10 protein-coding genes and 1 riboswitch are annotated in these 11,226 nt (G+C 57.9%); of the genes, 6 read left to right on the plus strand and 4 right to left on the minus strand.

The genetic code is table 11. From position 1 onward, the window contains the following. The first annotated feature begins 306 nt into the window (after nucleotides 1-306). A complete protein-coding gene (trhA, locus tag AAEZ03_RS24815; protein WP_048370921.1) occupies nucleotides 307-924 on the plus strand; it encodes a PAQR family membrane homeostasis protein TrhA in 618 nt (205 codons plus the stop codon). Nucleotides 925-1,068: 144 nt separating this feature from the next. Here trhA and AAEZ03_RS24820 read toward each other — a convergent pair whose 3' ends face one another. Next, nucleotides 1,069-1,917: a formate/nitrite transporter family protein gene (locus AAEZ03_RS24820; RefSeq protein WP_153434286.1), complete on the minus strand. Its 849-nt coding sequence runs from the start codon at nucleotides 1,915-1,917 to the stop codon at nucleotides 1,069-1,071. A 114-nt stretch (nucleotides 1,918-2,031) separates the two neighbouring features. Beyond that, nucleotides 2,032-2,433: an acyl-CoA thioesterase gene (locus tag AAEZ03_RS24825; RefSeq protein WP_047279442.1), complete on the minus strand. Its 402-nt coding sequence runs from the start codon at nucleotides 2,431-2,433 to the stop codon at nucleotides 2,032-2,034. 198 nt (nucleotides 2,434-2,631) lie between these two features. Continuing rightward, nucleotides 2,632-2,738, plus strand: a riboswitch (S-adenosyl-L-homocysteine riboswitch). Between the two features lie 22 nt (nucleotides 2,739-2,760). On the opposite strand from AAEZ03_RS24825, the gene ahcY reads away from it, so the two are divergent. From ahcY to rhlE2, 3 genes are all read left to right on the plus strand, one after another. After that, nucleotides 2,761-4,170, plus strand: a complete 1,410-nt coding sequence (gene ahcY / locus AAEZ03_RS24830) for an adenosylhomocysteinase (protein ID WP_153336378.1) — start codon at nucleotides 2,761-2,763, stop codon at nucleotides 4,168-4,170. Nucleotides 4,171-4,241: 71 nt separating this feature from the next. Next, the gene (gene metF / locus AAEZ03_RS24835) at nucleotides 4,242-5,087 is read left to right on the plus strand and encodes a methylenetetrahydrofolate reductase [NAD(P)H] (protein ID WP_350582268.1); all 846 of its coding nucleotides are present in this window, start codon (nucleotides 4,242-4,244) and stop codon (nucleotides 5,085-5,087) included. A 385-nt stretch (nucleotides 5,088-5,472) separates the two neighbouring features. Then, the gene (gene rhlE2, locus AAEZ03_RS24840) at nucleotides 5,473-7,320 is read left to right on the plus strand and encodes an RNA helicase RhlE2 (protein WP_278942100.1); all 1,848 of its coding nucleotides are present in this window, start codon (nucleotides 5,473-5,475) and stop codon (nucleotides 7,318-7,320) included. Nucleotides 7,321-7,391: 71 nt separating this feature from the next. Here rhlE2 and AAEZ03_RS24845 read toward each other — a convergent pair whose 3' ends face one another. Further along, nucleotides 7,392-7,970 carry a YceI family protein gene (locus AAEZ03_RS24845; protein ID WP_048370909.1) on the minus strand — a complete coding sequence of 193 codons (579 nt, stop codon included), beginning with the start codon at nucleotides 7,968-7,970 and terminating at the stop codon, nucleotides 7,392-7,394. Nucleotides 7,971-8,002: 32 nt separating this feature from the next. Continuing rightward, the gene (locus tag AAEZ03_RS24850; RefSeq protein ID WP_048370907.1) at nucleotides 8,003-8,554 is read right to left on the minus strand and encodes a cytochrome b; all 552 of its coding nucleotides are present in this window, start codon (nucleotides 8,552-8,554) and stop codon (nucleotides 8,003-8,005) included. A 285-nt stretch (nucleotides 8,555-8,839) separates the two neighbouring features. Here AAEZ03_RS24850 and AAEZ03_RS24855 point away from each other — a divergent pair, with 285 nt between their 5' ends. Further along, on the plus strand, nucleotides 8,840-10,246 hold the full coding sequence (locus AAEZ03_RS24855) for an adenosylmethionine--8-amino-7-oxononanoate transaminase (RefSeq protein ID WP_350582272.1): 1,407 nt from the start codon (nucleotides 8,840-8,842) through the stop codon (nucleotides 10,244-10,246). A 131-nt stretch (nucleotides 10,247-10,377) separates the two neighbouring features. After that, the gene (locus AAEZ03_RS24860; protein ID WP_350582274.1) at nucleotides 10,378-11,097 is read left to right on the plus strand and encodes a 16S rRNA (uracil(1498)-N(3))-methyltransferase; all 720 of its coding nucleotides are present in this window, start codon (nucleotides 10,378-10,380) and stop codon (nucleotides 11,095-11,097) included. Nucleotides 11,098-11,226: the final 129 nt, after the last annotated feature.

The raw sequence follows: 11,226 nt of genomic DNA on the forward strand, positions 1-11,226 counted from the left end.
CAACAAGTTTTGCGGCGATGGTCTCATTGGCCTGCGCTATGCGGTGCTTGCGACAATACTTTACGTACAGAGCCTAGTCAAAGCATCAGAGTTCGTGATAAAGCGGCTAGCGATCTTCGTGATTATTTCAGTTTCGTAAATGACGGCTTTGTACGTCTTTAGCCTGTGAAGGCTGCCCCGACCTCCCGTTATTGCTTGGCAAGCAATCCTCGACTATCGCCAAATTGCCCTTTAAGGTCGCGACGTTGGCCCTTATGTTGTAACAAGGTGGCACCGTCGCACTATCGGCTATTGAGGATGTTGCACATGTATCACGGGGAAAAGCTCAACGCCTGGACCCATTTGGTGGGGGCTGTGGCGGCTGCGGCAGGCAGTATCTGGTTGTTGGTGGTGGCGTGTCTGGACGGGAGTCCGCAAAAAATTGTCAGCGCGGCCATTTATGGCGTGACGCTGGTGCTGCTGTACAGCGTGTCGACGGTTTACCACAGCGTGCGTGGGCGTTCGAAGGTGATCATGCAGAAGTTTGATCACCTGTCGATTTACTTGTTGATTGCTGGCAGTTACACGCCGTTTTGCCTGGTGACGCTGCACGGGCCGTGGGGTTGGTCGCTGTTCGGGATTGTCTGGGGCATGGCGGTGATCGGCATGCTGCAAGAGATCAAGCCGCGTTCTGAAGCGCGCATCTTGTCGATCGTGATTTACGCGGTGATGGGCTGGATTGTGCTGGTGGCGGTCAAGCCTTTGCTGGCTGCGCTAGGGACCGCGGGCTTTATCTGGCTGGCCACGGGCGGGGTGATGTACACCGTGGGGATTATCTTTTTTGCCCTCGACCACCGCCTGCGGCATGCCCACGGCATTTGGCACCTGTTTGTCATCTGCGGCAGCCTGCTGCACTTTGTGGCTATTGCACATTACGTGATCTAGACGACTGTAGGCGCCCGCTTGTCTTGCGAACTTTTAAAAAGATCAAAAGATCGCGAGACAAGCTCGCTCCTACAAATTTGTGGTGCTTCGATCGGGCGCGCAGCGGCCGTAAACCCTCTCAACCGTCAAGATAAAAAGAGCGTATTACGCTTTTTTTAGCGGCTTTTTGGTGTCGCTGCGGATTTGCGCGTGGCTGATCAGGGCGAAGATAAAACTGCCGCCGATGATGTTGCCGGCCAGTGTCGGGCCGGCAAAGATCAGCCAGAAGTCTTTCCATGGCAACTCGCCCGCAAAGACCAGATAGGACACCTCAGCGGTACCGACCACGATGTGGGTAAAGTCACCGAGCGCCATCAGGTAGGTGATGAGGATGATGATCCACATCTTGGCGCTCTCCATGGACGGGATCATCCAGACCATGGTTGCGATCATCCAGCCCGAGACAATGCCTTTGGCGAACATTTGGCTCACGTCGTTTTCCATGACCTTGCGACCGATTTCCAGAAAGGCCTCGTCGGTCGGTGTATCGAAAATCGGCAAGTGCAGCATCACGTAGGCCACCAGAAAAGTACCCATCAGGTTGCCGATCAGCACTACGGACCAGAGCCGGAACAACCGCCCGAAGTTGTTCAACGTGGGTTTGCTCATGATCGGCAATACCGCCGTCAGGGTGTTTTCAGTGAACAATTGCTGGCGAGCGAGAATGACTGCCAGAAAACCCGCGCAGTAACCAAAGCTGGCGATGACCTTGAACCCTTCGGCGTCGGGCAGGCGAGAGTTGAGCAAGCCCATGGCCATCAACGACAACCCCATGGTCAGGCCCGCCGCCAGGGCTGACCAGAACAGGGCGGCAATGCTGCGCTCAAGTTCCTGATCACCTTGCAGGCGAATGATTTCGTGCAGGACAGCGGCACGCGGGGGCTGGTTTTTGCTGATGTCGTGCTTTTCATCAGCCGACAGATTGGGCGTTTTGCCGCTGTTTTCAGTGTTCATGAGCGCATGACCGGTGGCGTGTATAAGCGTACGACACGCGCCACCGGTAGCTGTTCACTCAAAACCTGTAATCGCTGCCGCAGCCCGCGGCAGCGGGGACAAGGTCAAAGGTAATCAGGCCTGATTTTCATCCTGGAACTGATCTTTGACGTACTTGATCTCGGTGCGGCCGTGCGGTGCTGGCAGGCCGTCTTCACCGAGGTTGACGAAGACCATTTTGTCGACCGTCAGGATGCTTTTGCGGGTGATCTTGTTGCGCACTTCACAGGTCAGGGTGATCGAGGTGCGGCCAAATTCGGTAGCGGTGATGCCCAGCTCGATGATGTCGCCCTGGCGCGAGGCGCTGACAAAGTTGATTTCGGAGATGTACTTGGTCACGACGCGCTGGTTGCCCAGCTGAACAATGGCGTAGATCGCCGCTTCTTCGTCGATCCAGCGCAGCAGGCTGCCACCGAACAGGGTGCCGTTGGGGTTGAGGTCTTCGGGTTTAACCCATTTGCGGGTGTGAAAATTCATGTTCGCTCCTGACCGTCTTGCCTTAGATGCCGGCCATGATGTCAGACCTCGGCCCTCAGCTCTATTAACCTTGGACTATGGTCTCGATTAAGCAAATAAAAAAGCCTTGGATAAACCCTTGGGAACCCAGGCGCGGATGGCTATAATCTCCCTCGCTTCAAAAACGGTCATGTTCACCCGGTACCGTTTTCCCGCCACCTGTCCGAGGGGCGCTGCAGCAGGTTCAACCTGTCAGGCTCGGATGGGGCGTTGTTTGTTCAGGGTTCCCTGGGCAGGCACTAAACGCACAACGGCGCCCATTCGCGATTAAACGAATGGAGGCTCTTAATGAGCGCTGTAAACACGCCTGCAGGTTTTACCGACTATAAAGTCGCTGATATGTCCCTCGCCCAATGGGGCCGTCGCGAAACCTTCATCGCTGAATCCGAAATGCCGGCCCTGATGGGTCTGCGTCGTCGGTATGCCGCAGAACAACCGCTCAAGGGCGCGAAGATTCTGGGCTGCATCCACATGACCATCCAGACTGCCGTACTGATCGAAACCCTGGTTGCTCTGGGTGCCGAAGTGCGTTGGTCGTCGTGCAACATCTTCTCGACTCAAGACCAGGCCGCTGCCGCTATCGCTGCTGCCGGTATTCCAGTATTTGCCTGGAAAGGCGAGACCGAAGAAGAGTACGAGTGGTGCCTGGAGCAAACCATCTTGAAAGATGGCCAGCCTTGGGACGCCAACATGATCCTCGACGACGGCGGCGACCTGACCGAGCTGTTGCACAAAAAATACCCGGCCATGCTGAAAAAGATCCACGGCGTGACCGAAGAAACCACCACCGGCGTACACCGTCTGCTGGACATGCTGGCCAAAGGCGAGCTGATGATCCCGGCGATCAACGTGAACGACTCGGTGACCAAAAGCAAAAACGACAACAAGTACGGCTGCCGTCACAGCCTGAACGATGCGATCAAACGTGGTACTGACCACCTGCTGTCCGGCAAGCAAGCGCTGGTCATCGGCTACGGTGACGTGGGCAAGGGTTCGGCTCAATCCCTGCGCCAGGAAGGCATGATCGTTAAAGTCTCCGAAGTTGACCCGATCTGCGCCATGCAAGCGTGCATGGACGGCTTTGAAGTGGTTTCGCCGTTCATCAACGGCCAGAACGATGGCACAGAAGCGAGCATCGACAAGGCCCTGCTGGGCAAGATCGACCTGATCGTGACCACCACCGGTAACGTCAACGTGTGCGACAAGAACATGCTGGCTGCGCTGAAAAAACGCGCTGTGGTGTGCAACATCGGCCACTTCGACAACGAAATCGACACCGCTTTCATGCGCAAAAACTGGGCATGGGAAGAAGTGAAGCCACAAGTGCACAAGGTACACCGCACTGGCGCTGGCGAGTTCGACCCGCAGAACGACGACTACCTGATCCTGCTGGCCGAAGGCCGTCTGGTAAACCTGGGCAACGCCACCGGTCACCCAAGCCGCATCATGGACGGTTCGTTTGCCAACCAGGTACTGGCGCAGATCTTCCTGTTCGCCCAAAAATACGCTGACCTGCCTGCCGAACTGCAAGCTGAGCGTCTGACCGTAGAAGTACTGCCGAAAAAACTGGACGAAGAAGTGGCCCTGGAAATGGTTCGCGGCTTCGGTGGCGTGGTCACTCAATTGACCCAGCAACAAGCCGACTACATCGGCGTGACGGTTGAAGGTCCGTTCAAACCTGAAGCGTACCGTTACTGATTGGATCGCCAAGCCCGCCCCCTAATGGGGGCGGGCTTGTATTCGGCTTTTGTATTGCCAAGGATTTGACCATGTCCCAAGACCGTCGTTACAGCTTCGAGTTCTTCCCGACCAAGACCGATGCTGGACATGAAAAACTGATGAACACGGCTCGCCATCTGGCGACCTATAACCCGGATTTTTTCTCCTGCACCTACGGTGCTGGTGGCTCGACCCGTGACCGCACGATCAACACCGTGCTGCAACTGGAGAGCGAAGCCAAGGTCCCTGCCGCCCCGCACTTGTCGTGTGTCGGTGACAGCAAGGACGACTTGCGTGGCCTGCTGACTCAGTACCAGAGCGCAGGTATCAAGCGTATTGTCGCGCTGCGTGGCGACCTGCCTTCGGGTATGGGGATGGCCAGCGGTGAGTTGCGCTATGCCAATGACCTGGTGAGCTTCATTCGTGAAGAAACCGGCGATCACTTCCATATTGAAGTGGCGGCATACCCTGAGATGCACCCTCAGGCGCGCAATTTCGAAGACGATATCAGCAACTTCGTGCGCAAGGCCAACGCTGGCGCCGACAGTGCGATCACCCAGTACTTCTTTAACGCCGACAGCTACTTCCGCTTTGTTGAGCGCGTACGTGCGGCCGGCGTCATGATCCCGATCGTGCCGGGCATCATGCCGATTACCAACTACAGCAAGTTGGCGCGTTTCTCGGACGCTTGCGGTGCAGAAATCCCGCGTTGGATTCGCAAGCAACTGGAAGCCTACGGCGATGATGCGAACAGCATCCAGGCGTTTGGCGAGCAAGTAATCAGCGAAATGTGCGAGCGTTTGCTCGATGGCGGCGCACCGGGCCTGCACTTCTATACCTTGAACCAGTCTGAGCCGAGCCTGGCGATCTGGAACAACCTGAAGCTGCCACGCTGATCCACACTGCATCGCCCTTGTGGGAGCGGGCTTGCTCGCGATGGGCGTCACCCGGTTTGCTGATAAACCGTGGTGCTACCATCGCGAGCAAGCCCGCTCCCACGGGTTATGTGGCCTGTGCCCCTACAAAACCGTTGAGCAGCATGAAATCGGCGCGCCGTGATTGCTCTGTTATACTCCGGGTTTTCCGCCAGGCTTACGCCCGGCCGCTCGTCCTTGTACCCGGCATTCAACCCCGTGACTGCGCAGCTTCCAGCCCGCGCGAGCGATGTGAATGAGCCTCAGGACTGGAGCAGGACCGGACGGGATTGCGTCACCTTAAACGCCATTCACGCCAGGCAAGACTATCCCTTTGGGCCAAGCCCTAACTAGAACAGGATTACTCATGTCCTTTGCTTCCCTCGGTCTCTCCGAGGCTTTAGTCCGCGCCATTGAAGATGCGGGCTATACCGAGCCTACTCCGGTGCAACAGCGGGCCATTCCCGCCGTGTTGCAAGGTCGCGATTTGATGGTTGCGGCCCAGACAGGTACTGGTAAAACCGGCGGCTTCGCTCTTCCGATTCTGGAAAAGCTGTTTCCCAATGGCCACCCGGACAAATCCCAGCGTCACGGCCCACGCCAACCTCGCGTGCTGGTTCTGACCCCGACTCGCGAACTCGCAGCCCAAGTGCACGAGAGCTTCAAGCTCTATGCCCGCGACCTGAAGTTCGTCAGTGCCTGCATCTTCGGCGGCGTCGGCATGAACCCGCAGGTTCAGGCCATGTCCCGTGGTGTTGACGTGCTGGTGGCGTGCCCGGGTCGTTTGCTCGACCTGTGCGGCCAGGGCAGCGTTGACCTCTCTCACGTAGAAATTCTGGTGCTCGATGAAGCCGACCGGATGCTCGACATGGGCTTTGTCCATGACGTGAAAAAAGTCCTCGCACGTTTGCCTGCCAAGCGTCAGAACCTGCTGTTCTCGGCGACGTTCTCCAAGGACATCACCGACCTGGCCGGCAAGTTGCTGCGCAACCCTGAGCGCATTGAAGTGACGCCGCCCAACACCACGGTTGAGCGCATCGAGCAGCGTGTTTTCCGCCTGCCTGCGACCCACAAACGTGCCTTGCTGGCCCACTTGATCACCGCAGGTGCCTGGGAACAGGTGCTGGTGTTCACGCGTACCAAGCACGGTGCCAATCGTTTGGCTGAATACCTGGACAAACACGGCCTGAGCGCTGTGGCCATCCACGGTAACAAGAGCCAAAACGCGCGTACCAAAGCCCTGGCCGACTTTAAAGCCGGTTCTGTGCGCATTCTGGTTGCCACCGACATTGCCGCGCGTGGCCTGGACATCGACCAGTTGCCGCACGTGGTCAACTTCGAACTGCCGAACGTAGATGAAGACTACGTTCACCGTATCGGCCGTACGGGCCGTGCCGGTCGTTCGGGCGAAGCGATTTCCCTGGTTGCTCCCGACGAAGAAAAACTGCTCAAAAGCATTGAGCGCATGACCAAACAGAAGATCGCTGATGGCGACCTGATGGGTTTTGACGCCAGTGCCGTAGAAGCTGAAAAGCCTGAAGTGCGCGAGCGTCCGGATGTGCGTAACCCGCGCAACCCGCCACGTGGCCCACGCGGCGACGGTCCGGGTAATCCGGGCGGTGGCGGCGGTCGTAAAGACAAAGGCAAAGACAAGGGCAAAGAAAAACCTGCAGCGGCACGCGGCGAGCGTCCAGCCCGTGAGCAAAAGCCACGCAGCGCCCAGCCTGCCCGTGAGCAGCGTCAGCCCACCCCTCGTGCCGACGCCAACCGTGCGCCGGACGAGTTCCGTGATGACGATGTGGATAACTTTGGTAACCGCGCTGATTACGTCAGCCCGTACCAAAACAAAAACAACCAGGGCCGCGACCGTCGTCCGGGTGCTCCGGCGCAAGGCGCGGGCGCTGGCACTCCGGCCCGTTCAGGTGGTCGTCAAAACGGCCCGCGTACCGGCAGCGGCGCCAGCACTGGCACCCCGCCAGCCAAGCGCAGCGGCCCACGCAACGGCGCGCCACGTGATGGCCAGGCCCGTCGCGACAACCGCCCGGCGCGTGATACTGCGCGTCAAGAGCCAGCGGTTAAAGGCCCACGTGAGAACCAGCCGAAGATCATGCACAAAGAGTCCAAAAGCGATCGCTTTTTGACCCCTGAGCAGCTGGATCAACTGCCGAACCGCCCTCGAGGCGAGAAGCCTGCACTGTTGACTCGCAACCGCTGAGTTAACGCTGCATAAAAAACGCCCCCGACCGAAAGATTGGGGGCGTTTTTTTTAGCCATCTAAAAGCGCTATTACTTGGCCTTCACGCCTTCCAGCGAGATGTCCAGGTCCAGTGTTTGAGCGGTTGGGCCCGGGCCTTTGATGCCGAAGTCGTTCAGGTTCAGCGTAGTGGTAGCGTTGAAGCCAGCGCGTTCGCCGCCCCATGGATCCTTGCCTTCGCCGTTGAATGTGGCTTTGAAGGTCACAGGCTTGGTCACGCCGTGCAGCGTCAGGTCGCCGGTCACGTCAGCTGTCTTGTCGCCGGTTGGCACCACTTTGGTCGACTTGAAGGTCGCTTCAGGGTATTTGGCAACGTCCAGGAAGTCTTTGCTGGCGATGTGCTTGTCACGCTCTGCGTGGTTGGAGAACAGGCTGGCGGTTTGCAGGGTGATGTCAATTTTGCTGTCAGCAGGCTTGGCGGCATCCCACGAGAAGGTGCCTTTCCAGTCCTTGAACGTACCGTGAACGAAGCTGTAGCCCAAGTGGCTGATTTTCCAGTCGATGAAAGCGTGCTGGCCTTCTTTATCGATGGTGTAGTCGGCAGCCATGGCTTGACCGGCGGTCAGCAGAGCAGTCCCAAGTGCCAGAGCAGCGAGCGTCTTTTTCAACATGCGTTCTATTCCTTTTGAATTGAGGTTGAGCATCAGGCTTTGCGGCCCAGCATACGTTTTAGGGTCGCATCACGGTCAATGAAGTGGTGTTTAAAGGCAGCCAGACCATGCAGAACAGCAAAGATCACCACGGTCCAGGCCAGCCACAGGTGCACAACGCCAGCAACATCAGCCTGATTGGGCAGGCTGGAGATCAGTGCCGGTACTTCAAACAGACCGAAGACAGGGATACCCACGCCTTCGGCCGTCGAGATCAAATATCCCGCGATCATGAGGGCAAACAAGCTCAGGTACAGAAAAGCGTGACCGAACTTGGCGCCGATACGGGTTGCAGGGCTATACGTTTCTAAAGCAGGGGGCGGCGGGCTGATGAACCGCCAGACAACACGGATCAACATGACCGCCAACAGCGTCAGACCGATGCTTTTATGCAGGTCCGGCGCTTCTTTACGCCAAGGGTCATAGTAGTCGAGACCGACCATCCACAAGCCCAATGCGAACAACCCAAACACGGCCAGCGCGACTGACCAGTGCAGGAAAATACTCACGGCACCATAGCGAGAAGACGAGTTACGTAGCTGCATTGCCAACATCCTGTGGGAATTGACGCTAAGACTAATGGTTTACCTATCGAATGAAAGCGCATTTTTTTGCTGCAAAACATCGATAAATACGATCTGTAGCCTGGGGATCAAGCATTAAGCAAACGTTAACAATAGCCGTGTGCGTGTTTTATGCCGAGCCGTGCCTTGAATGTAAATATGCGTGTCTATGGATAAACGTAATGACTTGTGACGAGCCTGCGCATTGCATAGGCTTGCAGGCTTGTTTGCCCGCAGACGCCGGGAACCAGCGCCAGGAGAGTGGAAATGGGCCTGAATAATCAATGGATGCAGCGCGATCTTGCCGTGTTGTGGCACCCCTGCACCCAAATGAAAGATCACGAACAGTTGCCGCTGATCCCCATCAAGCGCGGTGAAGGCGTGTGGCTCGAAGACTTCGAAGGCAAACGCTATCTGGATGCCGTGAGTTCTTGGTGGGTCAACGTGTTTGGCCACGCCAACCCGCGTATCAATCAGCGCATCAAGGACCAGGTCGACCAGTTGGAGCACGTGATCCTCGCGGGTTTCAGCCATCAGCCGGTGATCGAGTTGTCAGAGCGCCTGGTCAAGATGACCCCTGAGGGCCTGACCCGCTGCTTCTATGCCGACAATGGTTCGTCGTGTATCGAAGTCTCGCTGAAGATGAGCTTTCACTACTGGCTCAACCGCGGCCAGCCTGACAAAAAGCGCTTCGTGACCCTGACCAACAGCTACCACGGCGAAACCATGGCCGCGATGTCGGTGGGTGACGTGCCGCTGTTCACCGAAACCTACAAGGCTTTGCTGCTCGACACGATCAAAGTGCCGAGCCCCGATTGCTACTTGCGCCCTGAAGGCGTGAGCTGGGAAGCCCACTCGCGCACGATGTTCCAGGCCATGGAACAGACCCTGGCCGAGCACCATGCCACGATTGCTGCGGTGATCGTCGAGCCGTTGATTCAGGGCGCGGGCGGTATGCGCATGTACCACCCGGTGTACCTCACGTTGTTGCGCGAGACCTGTGACCGTTATGGCGTGCACCTGATCCTCGACGAAATCGCCGTGGGCTTTGGCCGTACCGGGACAATGTTTGCCTGTGAACAAGCCGGCATCACGCCAGACTTCCTGTGCCTGTCCAAAGCCTTGACCGGTGGCTACTTGCCGCTGGCGGCGTGCCTGACCACCGATGAGGTGTACAGCGCGTTCTACGACGACTACCCGACCCTGCGCGCCTTCCTCCATTCCCACAGCTACACCGGCAACCCGCTGGCGTGTGCGGCGGCGTTGGCCACGCTGGATATTTTTGAAGACGACAACGTCATCGAAAACAACAAGGCACTCGCCCAACGCATGGCCAGCGCCACGGCCCATCTGGCCGACCATGCACACGTCTCGGAAGTGCGTCAGACGGGTATGGTACTGGCGATAGAAATGGTCCAGGACAAAGCCAGCAAAACGGCTTACCCGTGGCAGGAACGACGCGGCCTGAAAGTCTTCCAGCACGCGCTGGAGCGGGGAGCGTTATTGCGTCCGTTGGGCAGTGTGGTGTATTTCTTGCCGCCTTACGTGATTACCCCCGAGCAGATCGACTTTCTGGCTGAAGTGGCCAGCGAAGGCATCGACATCGCGACGCGCTCGGACATCAGCGTGGCCGTGCCGGCGAACTTCCATCCAGACTTCCGCGACCCGGGTTAATCATGTTTTTGTAGCCGCTGCCGCAGGCTGCGATAAGGGCCGCAGGACCTTTAAAACATCAGGGTCGCTGCGCAACCCATCGCAGCCTGCGGCAGCGGCTACATGAGTAATTTAATTTTCAGAGAATTTAAATGAGATTGTCCCGCTTCTTTATCGACGCCCCGTTGAGCCTCGGTGAGCATGAACTGCCTGAAGCCCAGGCGCATTACATTGGCCGCGTGCTGCGCATGGCCGAGGGCGATGCCCTGCAAGTGTTCGACGGCTCGGGTCAGGAGTTTCTGGGGCGCTTGCTGGAAGTCGGCAAAAAACGTGTGCGCGTGGTGCTCGACGAAACCTTTGCCGGGCAAGTTGAGTCGCCGTTGGCCATTCACTTGGGCCAGGGGTTGTCCCGTGGCGAGCGCATGGACTGGGCGATTCAAAAGGCCACTGAATTGGGCGTGACGCAAATTACCCCGATCATGAGTGAGCGCTGTGAAGTGCGGCTAAAGGACGAACGTGCTGACAAACGCCTCGCGCACTGGCGGCAAGTGGCGATCAGTGCGTGTGAGCAGTGTGGCCGTTCGCGGGTGCCGGTGATTCACCTGCCGGTATTGCTCAGTGACTGGATCAAAACCACCGAAGCCGACCTCAAGCTGGTGCTGCACCCGGTGTCAGCGCCGCTGACCAGCCACGCCAAGCCTGCGCGTCTGGCGTTTTTGATCGGCCCGGAAGGCGGGTTGACCGACAACGAAGTGGAGCACGCCCACGCCGCAGGCTTCCAGCCGGCCCGCCTCGGCCCGCGTGTGCTGCGTACCGAAACGGCGCCCGTAGTCGCGCTGGCCGTGGCCCAGCAACTGTGGGGTGATTTCTAAACGATTGACCTGTAGGAGCGAGCTTGCCTCGCGATCTTTTGATCTTTAAAAGATCGCGAGGCACGCCAGCCTCTGGCAAAACATGACAACCGGCCTAAATTGCCCGGTCACGGGATCGGCAGGTAGAGT

This window comes from Pseudomonas sp. HY2-MNA-CIBAN-0224 (genome assembly GCF_040310285.1).
In the GTDB taxonomy this organism is placed as follows: Bacteria; Pseudomonadota; Gammaproteobacteria; order Pseudomonadales; family Pseudomonadaceae; genus Aquipseudomonas; species Aquipseudomonas helleri.

Excerpts from the sequence above, each read along its gene's own strand:
- trhA (WP_048370921.1), top strand. The coding sequence starts at position 307 with ATGTATCACGGGGAAAAGCTCAACGCCTGGACCCATTTGGTGGGGGCT.
- AAEZ03_RS24820 (WP_153434286.1), bottom strand. The coding sequence starts at position 1,917 with ATGAACACTGAAAACAGCGGCAAAACGCCCAATCTGTCGGCTGATGAA.
- AAEZ03_RS24825 (WP_047279442.1), bottom strand. The coding sequence starts at position 2,433 with ATGAATTTTCACACCCGCAAATGGGTTAAACCCGAAGACCTCAACCCC.
- ahcY (WP_153336378.1), top strand. The coding sequence starts at position 2,761 with ATGAGCGCTGTAAACACGCCTGCAGGTTTTACCGACTATAAAGTCGCT.
- metF (WP_350582268.1), top strand. The coding sequence starts at position 4,242 with ATGTCCCAAGACCGTCGTTACAGCTTCGAGTTCTTCCCGACCAAGACC.
- rhlE2 (WP_278942100.1), top strand. The coding sequence starts at position 5,473 with ATGTCCTTTGCTTCCCTCGGTCTCTCCGAGGCTTTAGTCCGCGCCATT.
- AAEZ03_RS24845 (WP_048370909.1), bottom strand. The coding sequence starts at position 7,970 with ATGTTGAAAAAGACGCTCGCTGCTCTGGCACTTGGGACTGCTCTGCTG.
- AAEZ03_RS24850 (WP_048370907.1), bottom strand. The coding sequence starts at position 8,554 with ATGCAGCTACGTAACTCGTCTTCTCGCTATGGTGCCGTGAGTATTTTC.
- AAEZ03_RS24855 (WP_350582272.1), top strand. The coding sequence starts at position 8,840 with ATGGGCCTGAATAATCAATGGATGCAGCGCGATCTTGCCGTGTTGTGG.
- AAEZ03_RS24860 (WP_350582274.1), top strand. The coding sequence starts at position 10,378 with ATGAGATTGTCCCGCTTCTTTATCGACGCCCCGTTGAGCCTCGGTGAG.